Annotated in this window: 17 protein-coding genes and 1 tRNA gene; all 18 read right to left on the bottom strand. The window is 41.4% G+C overall.

Annotation, left to right across the window (positions count from 1 at the left end):
- Positions 1–83 precede the first annotated feature (83 nt).
- The 18 genes from BPR_RS04985 to frr all read right to left on the bottom strand — a co-directional run bounded on the left by BPR_RS04985 (position 84) and on the right by frr (position 20629).
- Positions 84–992, bottom strand: a complete 909-nt coding sequence (locus tag BPR_RS04985) for a bifunctional riboflavin kinase/FAD synthetase (RefSeq protein ID WP_042257631.1) — start codon at positions 990–992, stop codon at positions 84–86.
- Positions 993–1016: 24 nt separating this feature from the next.
- The gene (gene truB, locus BPR_RS04980) at positions 1017–1976 is read right to left on the bottom strand and encodes a tRNA pseudouridine(55) synthase TruB (protein ID WP_013280367.1); all 960 of its coding nucleotides are present in this window, start codon (positions 1974–1976) and stop codon (positions 1017–1019) included.
- A gap of 81 nt (positions 1977–2057) precedes the next feature.
- Positions 2058–3014 carry a DHH family phosphoesterase gene (locus BPR_RS04975; protein ID WP_013280366.1) on the bottom strand — a complete coding sequence of 319 codons (957 nt, stop codon included), beginning with the start codon at positions 3012–3014 and terminating at the stop codon, positions 2058–2060.
- Between the two features lie 42 nt (positions 3015–3056).
- Positions 3057–3485 carry a 30S ribosome-binding factor RbfA gene (gene rbfA / locus BPR_RS04970; RefSeq protein ID WP_013280365.1) on the bottom strand — a complete coding sequence of 143 codons (429 nt, stop codon included), beginning with the start codon at positions 3483–3485 and terminating at the stop codon, positions 3057–3059.
- A gap of 114 nt (positions 3486–3599) precedes the next feature.
- Positions 3600–6548: a translation initiation factor IF-2 gene (gene infB / locus BPR_RS04965; protein ID WP_013280364.1), complete on the bottom strand. Its 2949-nt coding sequence runs from the start codon at positions 6546–6548 to the stop codon at positions 3600–3602.
- On the bottom strand, positions 6548–6913 hold the full coding sequence (locus BPR_RS04960; RefSeq protein WP_081441739.1) for a L7Ae/L30e/S12e/Gadd45 family ribosomal protein: 366 nt from the start codon (positions 6911–6913) through the stop codon (positions 6548–6550). The genes infB and BPR_RS04960 overlap by 1 nt, the downstream gene beginning before the upstream one ends.
- A 3-nt stretch (positions 6914–6916) precedes the next feature.
- Positions 6917–7174 (bottom strand): RNase P modulator RnpM, encoded by a 258-nt coding sequence (gene rnpM / locus BPR_RS04955; protein WP_013280362.1) that lies wholly within the window; start codon positions 7172–7174, stop codon positions 6917–6919.
- 36 nt (positions 7175–7210) lie between these two features.
- Positions 7211–8365 carry a transcription termination factor NusA gene (nusA, locus tag BPR_RS04950; protein ID WP_013280361.1) on the bottom strand — a complete coding sequence of 385 codons (1155 nt, stop codon included), beginning with the start codon at positions 8363–8365 and terminating at the stop codon, positions 7211–7213.
- Between the two features lie 30 nt (positions 8366–8395).
- Positions 8396–8860 (bottom strand): ribosome maturation factor RimP, encoded by a 465-nt coding sequence (locus tag BPR_RS04945; RefSeq protein ID WP_013280360.1) that lies wholly within the window; start codon positions 8858–8860, stop codon positions 8396–8398.
- 247 nt (positions 8861–9107) lie between these two features.
- A tRNA-Glu gene (locus tag BPR_RS04940) sits at positions 9108–9179 on the bottom strand.
- Between the two features lie 324 nt (positions 9180–9503).
- Positions 9504–10172, bottom strand: coding sequence for a phosphatase PAP2 family protein (locus BPR_RS04935; protein WP_042256585.1), 669 nt, complete (start codon positions 10170–10172; stop codon positions 9504–9506).
- 50 nt (positions 10173–10222) lie between these two features.
- Positions 10223–14812: a PolC-type DNA polymerase III gene (locus tag BPR_RS04930; RefSeq protein WP_013280358.1), complete on the bottom strand. Its 4590-nt coding sequence runs from the start codon at positions 14810–14812 to the stop codon at positions 10223–10225.
- Between the two features lie 66 nt (positions 14813–14878).
- Positions 14879–15943, bottom strand: coding sequence for a flavodoxin-dependent (E)-4-hydroxy-3-methylbut-2-enyl-diphosphate synthase (gene ispG / locus BPR_RS04925; RefSeq protein ID WP_013280357.1), 1065 nt, complete (start codon positions 15941–15943; stop codon positions 14879–14881).
- A gap of 10 nt (positions 15944–15953) precedes the next feature.
- Positions 15954–17006, bottom strand: a complete 1053-nt coding sequence (gene rseP, locus BPR_RS04920) for an RIP metalloprotease RseP (protein ID WP_013280356.1) — start codon at positions 17004–17006, stop codon at positions 15954–15956.
- 34 nt (positions 17007–17040) lie between these two features.
- A complete protein-coding gene (locus BPR_RS04915) occupies positions 17041–18183 on the bottom strand; it encodes a 1-deoxy-D-xylulose-5-phosphate reductoisomerase (RefSeq protein WP_013280355.1) in 1143 nt (380 codons plus the stop codon).
- A 121-nt stretch (positions 18184–18304) separates the two neighbouring features.
- On the bottom strand, positions 18305–19129 hold the full coding sequence (locus tag BPR_RS04910) for a phosphatidate cytidylyltransferase (RefSeq protein ID WP_013280354.1): 825 nt from the start codon (positions 19127–19129) through the stop codon (positions 18305–18307).
- Between the two features lie 15 nt (positions 19130–19144).
- Positions 19145–19867: an isoprenyl transferase gene (locus BPR_RS04905; RefSeq protein WP_013280353.1), complete on the bottom strand. Its 723-nt coding sequence runs from the start codon at positions 19865–19867 to the stop codon at positions 19145–19147.
- Positions 19868–20077: 210 nt separating this feature from the next.
- Positions 20078–20629: a ribosome recycling factor gene (frr, locus tag BPR_RS04900; RefSeq protein ID WP_013280352.1), complete on the bottom strand. Its 552-nt coding sequence runs from the start codon at positions 20627–20629 to the stop codon at positions 20078–20080.
- Positions 20630–20642: the final 13 nt, after the last annotated feature.

Genomic DNA, 20642 nt, shown 5'->3' with positions numbered 1-20642 from the left:
AATTTCAACTCGTAAAAACTTTATCATAATTTCATATATAGTTTTGTTAAAAAACAGTTAAAAATTATTAAGAAAATATAATTTCATTTAGAAATGTTCTCTATATCTCTTGTCATCTGGGCCTTGAGTTCATCGACACTCGCAAACTTCATCTCAGGTCTCTTAAACTCTAGAAGTTTAACTTCTATGCTCTTTCCATATACGTCAGCATCAAAATCATAAATATATGTTTCTACACCAACCTGATTATCGTTAGAAACTGTCGGTTTACGTCCTATATTAGTCATACCGTGATATTCCACTTCATCAATGACTACTGTGCTACTGTACACACCAAAAGGAGGCAGGAGTTTACCTGCAGGAGGCATAATGTTGACAGTAGGAATTCCGATCGTGTGTCCCAGATGCCTTCCATGCTCTACTATTCCTGAGATACTATAATCATTTCCCAGTAGCCTCTTTGCCATAGGTATATTTCCATCTGCAATCTGGTTTCTGACTCTTGTAGAGCTGACTTCGTCGCCATCGAGCATGACCTTATCTATAAGGCATAGCTCAAAACCAAGCTCCTTGGACATATTGCGCAGAAGATGCTGATCTCCTCTTCCCTTATCGCCAAAAGATACATCACAACCCGCTGCGATATAATCTGCCTTTAGATCCTCTACCAATATAGTTTTGACAAAGTCCTCAGGTGGAGTTGCTGCGGTCTCTGCATTAAGCGGAAATTCAACCAGGATATCGATTCCCATATCCTGAAAAGCTTTTCTTTTCTCTTTTCTGGTAAAGAGCTGCTTAACAGGATGACCAACAAAGAATTCCTCCGGTGATGGCTCAAAGGTAAATACTGTTGCCTTGAGTCCGTCCTGTTTCTGATCAAGTATCAGATTAAGAAGCTTTTTGTGTCCAAGATGAATGCCATCAAATTTGCCGATAGCGATAGCTGTCTTGTCATTTATATTAAGTTCATCAAGTCTAGTAATTATCTGCATTTTGTTATCCAATTCCATATAGTCTTAGTTCTTTTCAAAAAAGAACTTATCAACCTTGAACTGTCTGGTTCTGGCGTCATACTTATATATTCCAAAGAAGGTCTCATCCTGGGCATATACACGCACCATATTGCCATCAACAAACATTTCATCCGTATACTCTGTGTCATTAACTCCGTCAGGATCTTCATTTATTATATTATCTCTTCGGAAGCTGTTGCCATTTTCTAAAAGAAGTCTGCATGATTCCTTGACATGGATCTTATCAAGATCTTTAAAAATATATTCCGGAGACTGAATGATAGAATCGAGCGTTCCATTATCTCTCATTTCTTCTACCTGTGACAGTTTAACCGCACTATCAAGGGCAAAAGCTCCGACTCTTGTTCTCATAAGATTCTGCATAGCTGCACCACAGCCAAGTCTTAATCCTATATCGTGACATAGAGTTCTGATATAGGTTCCTTTAGAGCACTTAACTTCCATAACAAAAGTATTATCTTTATCAAGATTACTGTCATCAAGTATTGTTATTGCACTGATGTTGACTCTTCTTGGCTTACGCTCTACCTCTATTCCCTCTCTTGCAAGCTCATATAGCTTTTTGCCGTTCTGCTTAATAGCTGAATACATTGGCGGAATCTGGTCATATTCTCCCACAAAAGCCTGAACAGCTTCATGTAACTGTGCTCTTGTGACATGTACATCTGCCTCTTCCAAAACAGTCCCGGACATATCCTGAGTATCTGTTGTAACTCCAAGCTTACATACTGCAATATACTCTTTATCATGATCAGTCAGCATCTCCACAAGCTTGGTACCTGTTCCAAGGCAAACTACCAAAACTCCGGTTGCATCAGGATCAAGAGTACCGGTGTGACCGATTTTCTTTTGATGAAGTATACCGCGAAGTTTAGCTACCACATCATTTGAGGTAAAACCTGTTTCTTTATATATATTTATAAGTCCGTTGTATTTGTTCATATATAATCCTGTATCTTATCGATTAAAAAAATAGCCGCAAGACTAGTGTGCTGATTAATCCTGCGACTATGTGTTTATGAATTATTTCTTCTCATCATACTGCTGCTGAATGTATTTGGTAATGCTGTTGATCGCATCGTGAGCTGTACCATTAAGTGTACATCCTGATGCTCTCACATGTCCGCCGCCGCCAAGAAGCTTGGCAACCCTTGATACATCAATATTACCATTACTGCGAAGACTTACTCTGTACATCATAGGCTCATCTTCATACATAAAAATAGATACATCCGTTCCAATAGTGAACATGAGCTGATTAACTATTCCATCAAGATCACTTCCGGTTACGCCATAGAAGTCCATAGTTTGTCTGGAAACAACGGAAGCAATAACCTTACCGTCCATAAGAGTAATGCTCTCAAGAAGCGCTCTTCCAAGAATCTGATTCTGAAGATAGGTCTTCTCATAGAAAACATGGTCAATAAGCCAGGTAAAATCAAAGCCATATGAAATAAGCTTACCGGCGATTTCATAAGTCTTGGGAGATGTGCTGTTGTATTTGAACACACCTGTATCTGTTACCATTCCTGTATAAAGAGCCTGTGCAATATTAATATCAAGCTTATCCTTGTCCATTACATCGTAAGCAAGTTCGCAGGCTGAACTTGAAGTAGGAACTATATAAGTTACATCTCCAGTTCCTGTGTTACTGATATGATGATCAATATTGATAGTTTTCTTGGCAGCATCAAAGATTTTCTCTGCTTCGCCTGTTCTACCCTTTTCACAGTCGATACATATAAAAAGGTCATAGCTCTCAACATCAGTTGTAAAAGTATGGTTTATCTTGTCTGCATCCTTGATAAAAAGAAATTCCTCAGGAATATCCTCAAGAAAAACATCTACTCTTACATCGGGATAATTCTTTTGAAAATAAAGATATAATCCCATACTGGAGCCAATGCAGTCACCGTCAGGTCTTACATGACCTGCAATCGCAACTGTTTTTACACCATTCATATGATCATCAATTCTCATTTATAACAACCTTCCTCAATTCAACTCTAAACTAATGTAGGATTAGAAATCCTCTTCTTCGCTATCTTCTACAGAATCAGCTTCTTCGATTTCCTCACCACGGGCAACTCTAGCCTCATTATCCTTGGCAGTAACTTCGTCAATCTTCTTGGACATATTGATTGCATACTCAATTGAATCATCCATGATAAATCTGATTTCCGGAGTATATCTCATGTTGAGCTCTTTGGCCAGGGTGCTGCGAACATATCCTGCTGCACTCTTAAGACCTTCTGCTGTCCTTGCTCTGTCCTCATCATCACCCATTACGGTCACCCAAACCTTACATGTCTTAAGATCTGGTGCAACCTCAACATCCATTACAGATGTCATAGGGCTGATTCTTGGATCTTTGCTGTAACGGAGGGCCTCTGAAATTACTTTCATAACCTCACCGTTAATTCTTTTATTCTTGTTACTATTTTTTCTCATAATGTATTATCTCCATGATATTCGCTGTTCAAGGCCATGAAGCATTCTTGAACTTTAACATTCAGGAATGCTTCATTAAGGCTTATAGCCATGACCATGATTGATCTTATATCATTAGGTTCTAGGTACTTCTACCATCTCGTATGCTTCTACGAAGTCGCCTTCATGGATTGAATCAAATCCATCAAATACAAGACCACACTCGAAGCCTTCTTTAACTTCCTTGACATCATCTTTGAATCTCTTAAGTGAAGCAAGATCACCCTCGAAGATCTGTTCGCCATCTCTCTGAATACGAACCTTGCACTCTTTCTTGATGACACCATCCTTAACAAATGCACCGGCAATGTTACCAACCTTGGATGCCTTGAAGATCTGACGAACTTCTGCATGTCCTGTTACTCTCTCCTCATAGATAGGAGCAAGCATACCCTTCATAGCATACTCGATCTCTTCGATAGCCTGGTAGATAACCTTGTAGAGCTTGATCTCAACACCTTCATGCTCAGCCATGCTCTTAGCTGTAGCATCAGGGCGAACATCAAATCCGATGATAATAGCGTTTGATGCAGCTGCAAGTGTTACATCTGACTCGTTGATCGCACCAACACCACCATGTATAACCTTAACAACAACTTCTTCGTTAGAGAGCTTAAGAAGTGACTGCTTAAGAGCCTCTACGCTACCCTGAACGTCTGCCTTGATGATAATATCAAGTTCCTGAAGTCTGCCTTCCTCAATCTTGGAGTACAGATCATCAAGTGACATCTTCGCCTTAGTTTCTTCGATAAGATCTTTCTTATGCTGCTGAAGGTATGTATTAGCATACTGCTTGGCAAGCTTATCTGTAGCATGTCCAAGGAATACCTCACCGGCATTAGGAACATCTGAAAGACCAAGGATCTCAACAGGCTGTGAAGGCTTAGCTTCCTTAAGCTTGTTGCCCTTATCATCAACCATAGCTCTTACCTTACCCGAACTTGCTCCTGCTGAAATGAAATCTCCAACATGAAGTGTACCCTTCTGAACAAGTACGTTAGCTACAGGACCACGGCCCTTATCAAGTCTTGCCTCAAGTACAAGACCTCTTGCTTCTCTGTTAGGATTAGCCTTGAGCTCAAGGATATCAGCTGTAAGAATGATTGTCTCAAGAAGGTCTTCAATACCTTCTCCTGACTTGGCTGATACAGGAACAAATTCTGTTGTTCCGCCCCAATCTGTAGAAATGAGACCATACTCGGTCATTTCCTGCTTAACTCTGTCTACATTTGCATTTGGCTTATCAATCTTGTTGACAGCAACAATGATTTCTACCTCTGCTGCCTTAGCATGGTTGATAGCTTCTACTGTCTGTGGCATTACACCATCATCCGCAGCAACTACAAGAACTGCGATATCTGTTGAATTAGCACCACGCATACGCATAGCTGTGAACGCTTCATGACCTGGTGTATCAAGGAATGTAATCTTCTGATCATTAACTGATACAGTATAAGCACCTATTCTCTGTGTGATACCGCCCGCCTCTCTGTCTGTTACAGATGTCTTACGGATAGCATCAAGAAGTGATGTCTTACCATGGTCTACGTGACCCATTACGCAGACAACAGGAGGTCTCTTCTGAAGTGTCTCAGGAGCATCTTCCTCTTCCTTAAGAAGTTCTTCAATAACATCAACCGGAACTTCCTTTTCGCAAAGAATCTCGTATTCCATTGCAATATTCTCAGCCTCTTCATATGAGAGCTCTGTATTAACTGTAGAAATCTGGCCTGCCATAAAGAGCTTCTTGATAATAACTGAAGGCTGCATTCTCATCTTCTCAGCAAGTTCCTTGATAGAAACTTTCTCAGGGATAGTGATAACCTTGATCTGCTCTTCAGGTTCCTCGACCTTCTTGACTTCAGGTTTGATGAATCTGCCGACTCTCTTACTTCTTGGCATCATCTCTTCCTGCTCATAAGCAAGATCCTTCTTGTTTCTCTTATCCTTCTCCTGGCCCATACGACGTTTTTCTTCGTCTCTATGGTTTCCACCCTCTTTAGCAGGTGCTTCGAAAGCTGGTCCTCTATCGTTTCTGTCTCCGCGCTTTCCATCGAACTTACCGCCGAACTTATCATTCTTGCCGACAAATTTACCAGCGCCACCCTGGCCCTGATTAAATCCGCCTCTGTTATTATTGTCGCGGTTAAATGATCCGCCCTGGGCGTTGTTATCTCTTCTGAATCCGCCCTGGCCGTTATTATTATCTCTTCTAAATCCGCCCTGACCGTTCTGATTTCTATCTCCGTTTCTGTTAAAGCCGGAGTTTCTATCATTGCGATTATTTCTATCGCCACGATCATTTCTGTCATTTCTGTCGTTTCTGTCATTTCTATCATTTCTAAATGACTGATTATCTCTGCTCACATTCTCTGCAGGTGCACTTGTTACAGGTGCCTTAGGCTGCTCCTGTACAGGTGTCTTAGGCTGCTCCTGAACCTGTGGCTTGGGCTGTTCCTGTACAGGTGTCTGAACAGGAGCTTCCTTCTTGGGAGCCGGAGCAGGTATTTTCTTGATAGGTGAATTGTAGCTATCAAGCTGTGAAGGAGCTGTAAGTGGCTTGATTGGATGGTAAACGTTCTGAGACTGCGCAAACTGTTTACGCTGAGGCTGGTTGTTACCACCTCTGTTATTGTCACGGCGCTGGTTATTTCCACCATTGCCTGAATTATTCTGGTTATTAAAGCCGCCCATCTTAGAATTGCCTGCATTAGTAACCATGATTATTTTCTTCTTTTTCTTGAGGCCATCGCCAGCAGGCTTATCTGAACCTTCAGCTGGTTTAGCCGGCTTCTCAGCAGCTTTTGCAGGCTTCTCAGGAGCCTTTTCAGCTTCTTTCTTAGGTGCTTCTTCCTTTTTAGCAGAATTGCCACTAAAGTGCTTACGTGCAACTTCAGCGTCTGCCTCCTCTATAGAACTGTTCGAACGTTTTGCCTCAATGCCTTTTTCCTGCAAAAAGCTTATAAGCTCTTTACCTTCGCATCCAAGCTCAAATGCAAGATCGGATATTTTTATTTTTGCCATTACATTTCCTCCGTATTTCTGTTTGCCGAATGTAAGTCGTCACCATCAGTAGCATCTAATGGCAACTGTAAGTTCTTCCGAAGCGACTGTGCAAAGCCTTTGTCTGTTATAGCCAGACTTGTTCGAACATCCTTACCTATTGCATGCCCTAAGTCCTCCTTGGTTCCAAAGAAAACTATAGGCACGTCATAATAACTACATTTATCCTTAAATTGTTTCCTGGTGTTATCAGAAGCATCCTCGCTCACAATAACCAGCTGCGCTTTATGCGCCCGTATCGCTTCAAGAACAGCAAATTCTCCGCTCTTTAGCTTACCCGCTCGCATACACAGCCCCAGTAAAGAATAAGTTTTATTAGATTCCAATATTTAACCAAGCTCCTTTTGTAGCCTAATTGAAACTTCCTCCGGTATCCGTGATTTGAGAGATCTCTCAAGGCCCTTATTCTTGATTGCCTTCTTAAGGCAGTCCGGATCATTACACAAATAAGCACCTCTTCCATTGGCTCTGCCAGTGGTATCCAGAATGATCTCGTCTTCAGGTGTTTTCAAGACTCTGATCATTTCCTTCTTTTCTTTCATCTCACCGCAACCGACACACTTCCTCAAGGGAATTTTCTTTTGCATATATCTCCTACTCCTGAAAGATAGTACAACGAGGGATTACTCTTCTGTATTCTCAGTCTCTTCGTACTCGCCTTCCTCGTACTCGCCCTCTTCATACTCATCGTAATCTTCATCATCGAGGTAGTCTTCCATACGGAATCCAGGAGCATCCTTAGCCTGAGTCTCACTCTTGATATCTATCTTGTATCCTGTAAGTCTTGCAGCAAGTCTTGCATTCTGACCTTCCTTGCCAATTGCAAGTGAAAGCTGATAATCAGGAACTACAACCTTGGCACTCTTCTCATCAGGATCAGCAAATACTGCAACGATCTTGGCTGGTGAAAGAGCATTCTGAATAAGGTTACCAGGGTTCTCATCCCAGTTGATAACATCTATCTTCTCGCCGCCCAGCTCATCTACGATAAGGTTTACTCTTGCACCGTTAACACCAACGCATGCACCAACTGCATCTACGTTAGGATTGGTTGAATAAACAGCGATCTTAGTACGGCTTCCAGCTTCTCTTGCGATTGACTTGATCTCTACTGTTCCGTCCTGGATCTCAGCAACTTCCTGCTCAAAGAGTCTCTTAACAAGATCAGGATGTGTACGTGATACAAGAATTCTAGGTCCCTTAGAACCATTCTTAACCTCAAGGACATATACTCTAAGTCTCTGTGTAGGTCTGTAAACCTCTCCCTTAACCTGCTCATTCTCATTAAGAATAGCATCTGCACGTCCAAGGTTGATTGAAATATTCTTGCCGATAAATCTCTGAACAACACCGGTTACGATGTCATGCTCTTTTTCAAAGTATTCATTATAGATTGCGCCACGCTCTTCCTCACGGATTTTCTGAAGGATAACGTTCTTGGCATTCTGTGTTGCAATACGTCCAAACTCCTTGGAGTTAAGTGATACTGCTACGATATCGCCAACCTTAGCCTTCTTGCTGATCTTCTTGGCATCATCCAGGCTGATCTCAATCTGAGGATCCATAACATCATCTGCAGTCTCTACAACTTCCTTATCTGCGTAGCACTTGAAGTCACAGTTATTTCTGTCAACCTCTACTCTGATATTATCAGCCTTGCCGAAGTTGTTCTTGCAGGCTGTGATAAGGGAATTCTCAATTGCATCAAACAGAGAATCCTTGCTGATGTTCTTCTCCTTCTCTAAAAGGTCAAGGGCATCCATTAATTCATTACTCATCGTAATCTCCTTTTTCCGCTCATAGGATTGTCAAAAATCTAGAGCAAGCTTAATCACTGATATCTCTTTTCTAATAAATGTTTCGTCTATATCATTAATAGTTACAGTTACTGTAGTATCATCAAAACTCTTAAGTGTTCCGGCAAATTCCTTGACACCATCTCTTGGTTTAAAGAGTTTGAGTTCAACATCCTGTCCAATGCTGTTAGCAAAGTGTCTGTCCTTCTTGAGCTGTCTGCCAAGTCCGGGACTGCTCACCTCCAGGGTATATGCCTCTTCAATGAAATCATCCACATCGAGCGCATCCGAAAGTGCATGGCTAACATCAACACACTCATTGATATCAACACCGCCATCCTTGTCGATATAGGCTCTCAAATACCATTCTCCGGCTTCCTTGACGTATTCCACATCATAAACACGTACACCGTTTGCTTCCGCAATTGGAGTAAGAAGCGCTTCTGTTTTCTTCTCAATATCGTCTTTTTTGGACATATTGTGCTCCTTATTACATTAAACTTATTTCCGGACATAATTAAAGTGGACTCGCGAAAGTCCACTTCTACTCTAGTAATAATCTTATGTTTACTTATGTATACTAGCACAGTAGTGATATTCTGTCAAATATGACAGTTGCGATCATTTGTATAACAGTAAATGCGGGTTAAATTACTTATCATACAAAAAAACCCAAATCACTAAGTGATCTGGGATTCGGGTTGGGCTGTTATTAAACAGTCAGTACCTCGTAGCGGAATCGAACCGCTGATTCTGCCGTGAGAGGGCAGCGTCTTAACCGCTTGACCAACGAGGCTTGTTCTTGTTTGTCGCTGCTGTATCGCGGCGACTTGTTTATATTATCCCAACTTAGAAAATAATGCAAGCACTTTTTTTTAATTTTTTTTATTTTTTTTGCAAATATTTTCAAAAAGCCTGTATTTATGCAGTTTTCGTGGGATATTTTTTCTGGAAAAATTCTCAAAATCACATTTCAAATCATCAAATAACTACATTGTTTTCTTTTTACAAAAGAAAACAGATGCCAATTATTATCTTGGCACCTGTATCATAGTAATTATTTGATATATGAATTGTTCCATGATCAACATCATTTTCGCAATCCTACAAATCTATATCATCATCTTTTAATTTCGATTTTATCAAGCAGTCCTGAAAAAAGAAATAACAGCGTTGCACTTATAAGGACGCCACCAAGAATATCAGTAAACCAGTGGACACCACATACAAGTCTTCCTATCACAGTAAGAACAATCACAACCGCAGCAATGATCCTTATTATCAATCTGTCACTACTGGATGCCTGCAATCTGTACTTATTGATCATGAGTATCAGCGCTCCCATTACAACACATACAAGCATTGTGTGAGATGAAGGAAATGACGCTTCAACGTGCTCCGCATCCTCTTCTATTATTGGTCTGTAATTGATGATGACTTTTTCAAAGAGACCATATAACCCAAATACTACTATGTATAATCCTCCAAGTAACAGAATAGGCGCATCTACTCTTGCAAGGCTCTTTCTCTTAATAAGCTGATAAGCTCCCGCTACTGCATACTGCAGCACAACTCCAATAGCCAAAAGGCCAAATATCTGTGTCAGAAAATACCAGAACTTGCTGTATCCAAAGAACTCATGTACAGCACCATTTAGATGTGAAAATCCTATTTCTGTTTCCTCAGGTCCGATAGCTGCCACATCATAAGTCTTGATAAGTGCTATCAAAACAAGAAATAAAGCAAAAAACACCCCTGACAAAATAAACTTGTAGCTACTTTTTTTCATACTCATATCTCCCTTGTAACCAATCTTTCTATGTACTTCTTTAAACTATCTCAGAACTTCATAAGATCAAACAAGCTGATCTGGTTGGAATCAGGTATATCTCCCAAAAGTCCCATATCTGCCATTTTCTCAATAACACCCTGTGGGCACTTTGTTCTCTGCCTGAAATCATCCTTGGACAAAAACGGACCGTCCTTGGCTGCTTCTACTATCTGGTCAGCAGCCTTCTCACCCATACCGTCTATGCTGGTAAGGGCAGGCATGATCTTATCTCCGATAACCTGGAAATCTCTGGACTTAACCTTGAAAATGTCTATAGGCATGAATTCAATGCCTCGTTCATACATTTCCTCAACAAGTCTCATATCTCCATATTCAGCCTGCTGAGCATTTGTAAGCTCATCCTTTTTATTCTGATATTCACGCATGATCGCATGAAGATGATTTTCTCCAAGGCACATATGCTCATAGTTAAAGGCCTTGGCCCTGATACTAAACCACGCAGCATAAAAAGCCTGAGGAATATACACCTTAAAGTAAGCAATACGCCATGCCATCATAACGTAAGCTGCCGCATGGGCCTTAGGGAACATGTACTTGATCTTCTCGCAGGACCATATGTACCAGTCCGGAACGCCATGCTCGATCATATCTTTTTTCCATTCAGGCCAGTTCTTCTCTTTGCCTCCGGCAACCTTACCCTTTCGAACAGCCTCCATGATCTTGAAGGACTCTGACTTATCAAGTCCCTTCTGAATCAGGTAGATCATTATATCGTCTCGACAGCAGATACAGGTATCGATAGTTGCAGTTCCTTCCTGGATCAAAGTCTGTGCATTGCCAAGCCAAACGTCCGTACCATGAGACAGACCTGAAATTCTGATAAGGTGCGATAAAGATGAAGGTCCTGCATCGATAACCATCTGCATAGCAAAGTCAGTACCAAACTCAGGAAGTCCAAGGCATCCAAGCTTGGTTCCACCCAGCTGTTCAGGAGTAACATTAAGAGCCGTTGTATTCATAAAAAGACTCATTACGTTCTTGTCATCCAAAGGAACAAGCTTAGGATCAAGTCCAGTGCAGTCCTGAAGGAATCTGATCATTGTAGGATCATCGTGTCCCAGGATATCGAGCTTGAGCAGGTTATGGTCGATTGAGTGATAATCGTAATGTGTAGTAATTGTTGCCGTTGTCATGTCATTGGCAGGATGCTGAACAGGACAGAAGGAATTAATATTCTCTCCCACAGGAAGAACTATGATTCCTCCCGGATGCTGGCCTGTACCACGTCTGATTCCGGTACATCCCTGAACAATTCTGTTTATCTCGCTTTTTCTTTTACTTGCTCCTATACCGTCATAGTACTTTTTGACAAATCCAAATGCTGTCTTATCAGCAAGCGAAGCGATAGTTCCGGCTCTGAAGGTCTGTCCATAGCCGAAGATAACCTCTGTATACTTATGAGCCTTGGACTGATACTCTCCAGAGAAGTTAAGGTCGATATCAGGCTCCTTGTCACCCTTGAATCCAAGGAATGTCTCGAAAGGAATATCAAAGCCGTCCTTGTACATCATTGTTCCGCACTTAGGACATCTCTTGTCAGGCATATCGCAGCCCGAATTACCGCCAAATGCAAGGACTTCCGGTGAATCAAAATCGCTGTACTTGCACTTAGGGCACACGTAATGAGGACTAAGAGAGTTAACCTCTGTGATACCTGACGTAAACGCAACGAAAGAAGATCCAACAGAACCTCTCGAACCTACCAGATATCCGTCCTCATTGGATTTCCAAACAAGCTTCTGGGCAATAATATACATAACGGCGAATCCATTCTTGATAATAGAGTTAAGCTCTCTCTCAAGTCGCTCCTGAACTATCTCAGGTAGTTCTTCACCGTATATTTCATGAGCCTTGTCATAACAGATCTTGGTCAGTATTTCATCACTATTCTCAATTACAGGCGGACACTTATCCGGACGAACAGGAGAAATACTATCGCACATATCCAGAATTTTTCTGGTGTTATCAATTACAATCTCTTTGGCCTTGTCACCGCCAAGATAGTCAAACTCTGCCATCATCTCCTCTGTGGTTCTGAGGAAAAGAGGTGCAGGCTCCTCATCATTCATACCTTTTCCGGCCATGATGATGGTTCTGTATATCTCATCCTCGGGATTGAGGAAATGAGCATCACAGGTGGCAACAACAGGCTTGTTGAACTGCTCTCCAAGCCTTACTATTTCTTTATTGATCTCTCTGATATCATCATCAGAATTAATATCCTCATATCTATCGGAATCAACCATAAAGTGGTTATTACCTACAGGCTGGATTTCCAGATAATCATAGAAGTTTACAAGGCCAGCTATCTCCTCAGGTGGTCTTCCCTCTACAACTGCTCCATACAACTCTCCTGCACAGCATGCGCTTCCTATTATGAGTCCCTCTCTATACTTCAAAAGTTCACTCTTAGGAATAAGCGGGAATCTTCTGAAGTAATCTATATGTGACTTGCTGACAAGGGTATAAAGATTAACCCTTCCCAAAGTATTCTTGGCAAGAATGATACAGTGATTGGGGCGAAGGTGCCTTATCATCTCAGGTGTAGGCTTACCCAGAATATTAACATCTGTCAGATTCTCAGCCTTCTGTTCCTTGAGCATAGGAATAAACTTGTTAAAGATAAGGGCTGTACACTCTGCATCATCGACAGCTCTGTGATGGTGATCAAGCACTACATTAAGAGTCTTGGCAACTGCATCCAGAGTATGCTTGGCCTGAAGCGGGAAAAAATATCTCGCAAGCCACAGGGTATCAACTGTCGTATAATCAACATCTATTCCAAGGTCCTGACAGTTCTGATTTATAAAGCTTATATCAAAAGCAACGTTATGTCCTACAAGAACAGCATCTTTGCAGAACTCAACAAACTTAGGGATAATAACTTCCCTTGTAGGCGCATCCATTACCATTTCATCAGTAATGCTGGTAAGCTTCTCAATCCTGTATGGAATAGGAACCTGAGGGTTGATAAATTCTGAAAATCTCTCTAATATCTCGCCATTTCTGATCTTAACAGCACCAATCTCTATAATTCTGTTCTTAATAGGTGAAAAACCTGTTGTCTCTATATCAAATACTACAAATGTAGTGTCATCAAGTGGCTGTCCCTTGTCATTAACAACAATCTCCTTGAGATCATCAACAAGATACGCCTCAACACCAAGAACAAGTTTAAAGAAATCCTGCCTCTCTATCGGTGGCTCACCGGCTTCTTTTCTTCTCTTATTCTCTCCGGAATACAGATCCTCCCACACATGGTTGGCATCAGTAAGAGCCTGAACAACGCCATGGTCCGTAATGGCAATTCCCGGCATTCCCCACTTATAGGCCTGTTTAACTATATCTTTGACCTCGGAAACACCATCCATGTCGCTCATCTTGGTATGGCAATGAAGCTCTACACGCTTAACCTCAGCATTGTCCTTACGCTTGGTTGTAAAATCCGGAATCTTCTTGACTCCTACAACAGACTGAATCGACAGCTCGTGGTCAAACTTATCAACTGCAGCAATACCCTTGACCTTAACAAAAGCTCCCTTCTTGATATCCTTGGTAACTTCAGGCGCATCCTCAGTCTTAATGAACATCTTAACTGTAATAGAATCTGTAAAATCAGTAATATCGTAAATGAGGATACTCTTCTCATTTCTGATATCTCTCTGCTCAAAAGCTGTTATCTGGCCATGAATAGTAACTTCGCCAAGTTCTCCCACAAGATCAACCAGCTTCATTACTTCATCATCAAAATCTCTTCCAAAAATAACATCAGGATTATCTGACTTCTTGAATCCGCCTCCAAAGTCTGACCTTCTGCCGCTCCATTTTCCTTTTCCAGCAAAAGAGCTCTTGGCACCCTCCGCAGTAGTTCCTGCCTGAGTCTTCTCCTGGCTCTTAGCTCCCTGGGCATTTCCTTCAGCAAAAGACTTTCCGCCATTTTTCTCAGCTTCTTTAGCGGCCTTCTTTTCTTCTCTTTCTTTTTTCTTCTCAATAGCTTCCTGTTCAACAGCCTCAAGCTTTTTAGCAAGTATCGTAGCTTCTTCTGTATAGTCAGGTTCAGCTTCCTCTTTTTCAATCTTGACAAACTCAGGAGAAATAGCGGCTGTAAGGCCACATCTCTCATTAATGATCTTGGATAAAACTCTCACCAGATCTGGAGCTTTCTTCTTGCCAACTACGCTATCTTCAAGCTGAACTACAATATTATCATCATCAGGATACACAAACTGGGCAGAACGAAAAAGACTATATTCCATATGGTCATAGTCTTTCAGTTCCATCTCTATACTCTCTCTGTACAAATCAATCAGGTTCTCAGGAGTATACTGCGCTGACAAGCTAAACTTCTCGTAAATCTTGACCGTTAGATCCTGATTTCCAAAGAGCTGCTTCTTGATTCCGGATTCAGTCTTGAGAATGTCAGATTTATCTATCAGTTTGTTACTGGAAATATATATTCTAATAAAATCCTGCTTCCTCGTGGTGGATACCTTTTCAACCATGGTCTGTTCCATGATCTCTTTGGTCCCCGCATCCAGCTTAAGCGCAGGAAAAACATCAAAAAAACTCTTACTCATACCATTTCCCTGTCAAAAATACCTTTGAAGGCTCCTTGACGTATCAATAATTTCAGATATGTACAATCACTTATTGTCAGACCAATTATCAAGTTCTGACTTAAGGACATTTAAAAGTTCGCTTTCAGGAACTTTTTTGATAATTTCACCTTTTTTGATAAGAAGTCCTTCGCCATCTCCTCCTGCGATACCTATATCTGCTTCCTTGGCTTCACCAGGTCCGTTAACGGCGCAGCCCATTACAGCCACTTTGATATCAAGAGGATACTTCTGAACAAGTGTCTCTACCTGATTGGCAAGTCCGATCAGATCAATCTTGGTTCTGCCGCACGTAGGGCATGAAACAACCTCTATTCCGCCCTTGCGAAGGCCAAGAGTCTTGAGAATGAGCTTGGCTGTTTTGATTTCTTCAACAGGATCTCCTGAAAGAGACACTCTGATAGTATCTCCTATTCCCTGACTTAAAATAATGCCAAGGCCAACAGATGACTTGATATTGCCGCCATATAAAGTTCCGGCTTCAGTAATTCCTACATGAAGCGGATACTGGCATTTTGCTGCCAAAAGTTCGTGTGCCTTTGCACAGAGCATAACATTGGAAGACTTGATGCTGACTACCATATTGTCATAGCCGAGATCCTCGATAATTCCAATCTTATCAAGTGCACTCTCCACAAGGCCTTCGGCAGTTACTCCGCCATATTTTTCAACAAGATTCTTTTCCAAAGAACCGCTGTTAACGCCGACTCTGATCGGAATATTTCTCTCCTTGGCGCAAGCTACAACTGCTGCAATTCTGTCTCTTGAGCCGATATTCCCGGGATTGATCCTGATCTTGTCAGCACCATTTTCCATAGCAGCAATAGCCATCTTGTAGTCAAAATGTATATCTGCGACAAGAGGAATACTTATCTGCTTCTTGATCTCTTTGACAGCGGCTGCTGCTTCTGCATTTGGCACAGTGCATCTGATGATCTCACAACCAGCTTCCTCAAGCCTCTTGATCTGTTCAACTGTAGCCTTAACATCCTCTGTTCTGGTATTAGTCATGGACTGAATGAGAATAGGATTACCTCCTCCTATCACTCTGTCACCTATATGAATAACCTTAGTATTATCTCTATATGCCATAGAACGCTCCTTACCTTGTAAACTTAGTAATATCATTAAACAGTACAAAAACCATAAGCCCCAGAAGAGCCACCATACCTATCATGTGTACAAAGCCCTCTTTTTCCGGTGGAACAGGTTTTCCAAAAATAACTTCTATGAACTGGAACACAAGCCTTCCGCCATCAAGTGCAGGAATCGGTAAAAGATTCATCACACCAAGGTTTACAGACAAAAGCACTGTCAGGGACAGCATTGTAAGTACAACTGCTGATATTCCATAAGGCTTGACCTCTTCATAGGTATCATCTACCATCTTGACCATTCCTACAGGGCCGGAGACATCATCAGCAGTAAGTCTTCCCTTAAACAAAAGAGCCAGACTTCTGTAGGTTGCCTTAAAGTAGTATCTTACGTTATACCAGGCGTATTTAAGTGACTGAGGTCCCTTGACTTCGCCGTATTCGCCAAGGTAAATTCCCATATAATATCTGTGAGCTTCATCGCTGTACTTGGGCTGAAGAGTTGTTGTATATCTCTGGCCATCTCTCTCATACACAATCTCCATTGGGCTTCCCTCGGCAAACTGCGATATGAGTGTAACCTCTCCGGCCATATAAACCTTCTCGCCATCGACACTTATGAACTTATCTCCAACCTGCATTCCAGCTTCTACAGCAGCAGAATCTTCTGTCATATTGCTGATAACAGGGAAATCCCAGGTAGAAAAATTGACCAGAACGACTGCAAGAATATACGCAATTATGAAATTAGCAAAAGGGCCTGCAAAAAGAGTTGCAATCCTTCTCCAGACAGGTGCATTTAAGAATGAACGCTCATCATAGCCTTCCTTCTCTTCAGCAATCGGGTCCATTCCGTCAAAAACACATGCACCGCCAATTGGCAAAAGCTTGATGCTGTAGAGAGTCTCTCCCTTTTGTTTCTTCCAAATAGTCGGCCCCATTCCAATAAAAAACTCATTGACTCTGATGCCTCCCGACTTGGCCACAATAAAATGACCAAACTCATGAGAAGCTACAAGCACTCCAAAAATTATAAAGAAAATAAGTACGCTTACTATCATAGTTCTCCTTATTATCAGTTACTGTTATTATGTCTTACCTGCCAAGATAATCGTAGGTTTCTTTTTCTGCAGCAAGAATAGCCGCAACATCAGGGTTATCAATTCTAACATGATGATTCATTGCTCTCTCGATCATGTCATAGATCTCAAGATATTTGATATCCCCCTTGAGGAACGCCTTAACCGCCATCTCGTTTGCAGCATTGAATACTGTAGGCATACTGCCCCCTGCATATGCAGCATCAAAAGCAAGTTTAAGACCTCTGAATGTATCTGTGTCAGGTTTTTCAAAAGTGAGACTGTGAAGTTCGAACAGGTCAAGTCTCTTCTCAGCCATAGGTCGTCTATCCGGGTAAAAGAGTGCGTACTGGATAGGAAGCTTCATATCCGGAACTCCAAGCTGTGCAATTACTGCTCCATCCACATACTGAACAGCACTGTGAACAATACTCTGCGGATGAACCACAACCTGAATATTATCAAGACTCACATCAAAGAGCCATCTGGCTTCCATCACTTCAAGTCCCTTATTTACAAGTGAAGAAGAATCTATTGTTACCTTAGGTCCCATATCCCAGTTAGGATGCTTAAGAGCATCTGCAGCAGTCATGGTAGCAAGCTCTTCTCTCTTTTTCCCTCTGAAAGGACCGCCGCTGGCAGTAAGAAGAATTTTCTCTACCTTATCCCTTGGTTCTCCGTTTAAAGACTGGAAAATGGCGCTATGCTCACTATCTACGGGCAATATCTGTACCTTTTTCTGCGCTGCAAGTGGCATAATAATATGTCCCGCACAAACAAGTGTCTCTTTATTGGCAAGAGCGATATCCTTGCCGCTCTCAATAGCTCTTATAGTTGGCTGAATACCAATCATTCCTACAACTGCTGTAAGCACTGTATCAGCTTCCGGAACGGATACTATTTCAAGAAGTCCTTCCATTCCTGACATAACCTTGATACCAAGGTCAGCAATTCTTGTCTGAAGGTCCTTTGCTGCCGCTTCATCATACATGCAGACATATTTAGGCTTAAACTCTCTTACCTGAGCCTCAACTTCTGCAACTCGCCTGTTAGCCGCAAGTCCCACAACTGTAAGCTCATCCGGATTATTCCTTACTACATCCAAAGTCTGGGTTCCAATCGATCCTGTTGAACCCAGTAGTACTATATTTCTATGCATCAAACACTCACCTCTAAATCTATTCTAAAATTAAGTAAACTCAATCAATGTATACTATATCACTATAAGACCACAAAAAAAATACCCCTCTCCTCATACAAGGAAAGGGTATAAATCTAAACTATATAAAGATTGGGGCAAGTACAGCCGCCAGGAAATATATACAGGGAATAACAAAAATAACGCTGTCAAAACGATCCATTATTCCTCCATGCCCGGGAATAAGTTGCCCATAGTCCTTGATATTATGATCTCTCTTTATACCTGATGCAAGAAGATCACCGAGCTGAGCTATAATGCTGCCTGCAAATGTAATGAGCATAAATGCAATAATGATTCCATAATCAAGTGATTCTCTGACATACAGAATATATCCCATGATCGCACCGACTATAACGGAGCCCACAACACCGCCAATAGCGCCCTCAATAGTCTTCTTGGGAGACAGCTTGGGCACCAGTTTGTGTTTACCAAAGGCTCTTCCTGTAAAATATGCGCAGGTGTCGCAAACCCAAGCAATAAACGGTATCCAAGCAAAATACTGTCCCAAAGGTCTTATTCTGAGCAAGTATACAAATGACATATTCACCGGTGCATAAACAAAGCAGAAAAATGTAGTGATAGCCATCGTCGCAGTGAATTTAGGAAAATTCATAACATAGCATACCATTATCAGGAAAAATGCAAACATGATTGAAAAGATATAGTATCTGTAATCCTTCACCAGTATCATCTGCACATAGTGAACAACTATAGAAATATATCCGCACAGCTCAAGTGCATTGCATTTCTTGCCCTGCACATGAATTCCTGTAGCTCTTGTAAGCTCAAAAAAGCTTATAAATGATACTGCCAGAAGCGTAGCCGCAAGCAGATATCCTCCTGTAAGCAGCACAACTGCAAGTACGACACCTATAACAATTCCACTAATTACTCTAGTCTTCAAAATTATTTACCAGCCTTACTGTTCAGTTTTGAGTCCGCCAAACTTACGGGTTCTATTGCCATAAGCCTCTACAGCCTTGAGTAACTGTTCTTTGTCAAAATCAGGCCATGCAACCTCTGTAAAGTAGAATTCTGAATATGCACACTGCCACAACAGATAATTAGAAATGCGCTGCTCATTGCATGTTCTGATAAGAAGATCAGGATCCGGAAGATAGTTAGTATCAAGATTCTCCGCAATCATATCCTGAGTAATATCAGCTGCTGTTATCTCGCCATTCTGAACCTTCTCGGCAACCTTGCGTACTGCTCTTGTAATCTCATCCCTACTACCATAGTTGATGGCAATAGTAAATGTAAGACCGGTATTTCCTGCAGTAGCCTCTTCAAGCTCTCTTATAGCCTCCTGAATGTCCTCAGAAAGCCCGCTCTTATCTCCAATAACGCGGCAGCGAACATTGTTCTTCATGGATTTCTTGATACTTGTCTTGAGGTAGTTTCTAAGTATAGTCATGAGAGCAGAAACCTCTGCTTCCGGACGTGTCCAGTTCTCTGTTGAAAAAGCATAAACAGTAAGATACTTGATACCTATATCTCTTGCATCTACCAGGATATCTTCTACTGCCTTGGCTCCCTGCATATGTCCATAATTTCTGGGCATTCCCTTGGCCTTGGCCCATCTGCCGTTACCATCTAAAATGATGGCCACATGCTGAGGAATATTTGAAATGTTCTCCATAAAACTCACCTTATCTTCTGATGTGATATACAAATTGCTCCATGATCAACATCATTTTCGCAATCCTACAAATATTCGGAAGCCGCTAATTTACTACGTAAATTGCAAATTTCTCATATTTGTTCCAGTCATAAATATTGAAATGTCATGAAATATCAATCTGTTACGAAAGATATTTCATGACGCTAATGTTTGTCGTAATTAAACAGATCAGACTGTCATTACTTCCTTATTCTTTTCTTCTACAGCTACATCAATATCCTTGATGAATTTATCTGTAATCTTCTGAAGCTCTTCGTTAAGATCATTGATCTCATCCTCAGATACTTCTGTTCCCTTAAGCTTCTTGAATGCATCATTACCATCACGACGTACATTTCTGACAGCAACCTTAGCATCCTCACCCTTCTTGCGAATGTCCTTGGTGAGCTGCTTACGGCGTTCCTCTGTAAGCTCAGGGAATACAAGTCTGATAACTGTTCCATCATTGCTAGGTGTGATACCAAGATCAGACATCATAATAGCCTTCTCAATATCCTTGATAAGTGTTTTGTCCCAAGGAGCTATCTGAATGATACGAGCCTCAGGAACAGAAACATTGCCAACCTGCTGAAGAGGTGTAGGTGTTCCATAATAATCAACCTTGATCTTATCAAGTACATGAGGATTAGCTCTACCTGCTCGGATTGATGCAAGATCCTCTCTCAGATAATCAAATGACTTCTGCATCTTATCGTTATATGCTTTTAACTTTTCATTCATACCGGATTCCTCC

The sequence above is a fragment of the Butyrivibrio proteoclasticus B316 genome, assembly GCF_000145035.1.
GTDB classification, from domain to species: domain Bacteria; phylum Bacillota; class Clostridia; order Lachnospirales; family Lachnospiraceae; genus Butyrivibrio; species Butyrivibrio proteoclasticus.
Note: the sequence above shows the minus strand (reverse complement) of the source record. Positions and strands in the feature narration are given on the sequence as shown.

Coding starts and splice junctions, on each gene's coding strand:
- BPR_RS04985 (WP_042257631.1), bottom strand. CDS start 992: ATGCAGATAATTACTAGACTTGATGAACTTAATATAAATGACAAGACA.
- truB (WP_013280367.1), bottom strand. CDS start 1,976: ATGAACAAATACAACGGACTTATAAATATATATAAAGAAACAGGTTTT.
- BPR_RS04975 (WP_013280366.1), bottom strand. CDS start 3,014: ATGAGAATTGATGATCATATGAATGGTGTAAAAACAGTTGCGATTGCA.
- rbfA (WP_013280365.1), bottom strand. CDS start 3,485: ATGAGAAAAAATAGTAACAAGAATAAAAGAATTAACGGTGAGGTTATG.
- infB (WP_013280364.1), bottom strand. CDS start 6,548: ATGGCAAAAATAAAAATATCCGATCTTGCATTTGAGCTTGGATGCGAA.
- rnpM (WP_013280362.1), bottom strand. CDS start 7,174: ATGCAAAAGAAAATTCCCTTGAGGAAGTGTGTCGGTTGCGGTGAGATG.
- nusA (WP_013280361.1), bottom strand. CDS start 8,365: ATGAGTAATGAATTAATGGATGCCCTTGACCTTTTAGAGAAGGAGAAG.
- BPR_RS04945 (WP_013280360.1), bottom strand. CDS start 8,860: ATGTCCAAAAAAGACGATATTGAGAAGAAAACAGAAGCGCTTCTTACT.
- BPR_RS04935 (WP_042256585.1), bottom strand. CDS start 10,172: ATGAAAAAAAGTAGCTACAAGTTTATTTTGTCAGGGGTGTTTTTTGCT.
- BPR_RS04930 (WP_013280358.1), bottom strand. CDS start 14,812: ATGAGTAAGAGTTTTTTTGATGTTTTTCCTGCGCTTAAGCTGGATGCG.
- ispG (WP_013280357.1), bottom strand. CDS start 15,943: ATGGCATATAGAGATAATACTAAGGTTATTCATATAGGTGACAGAGTG.
- rseP (WP_013280356.1), bottom strand. CDS start 17,006: ATGATAGTAAGCGTACTTATTTTCTTTATAATTTTTGGAGTGCTTGTA.
- BPR_RS04915 (WP_013280355.1), bottom strand. CDS start 18,183: ATGCATAGAAATATAGTACTACTGGGTTCAACAGGATCGATTGGAACC.
- BPR_RS04905 (WP_013280353.1), bottom strand. CDS start 19,867: ATGGAGAACATTTCAAATATTCCTCAGCATGTGGCCATCATTTTAGAT.
- frr (WP_013280352.1), bottom strand. CDS start 20,629: ATGAATGAAAAGTTAAAAGCATATAACGATAAGATGCAGAAGTCATTT.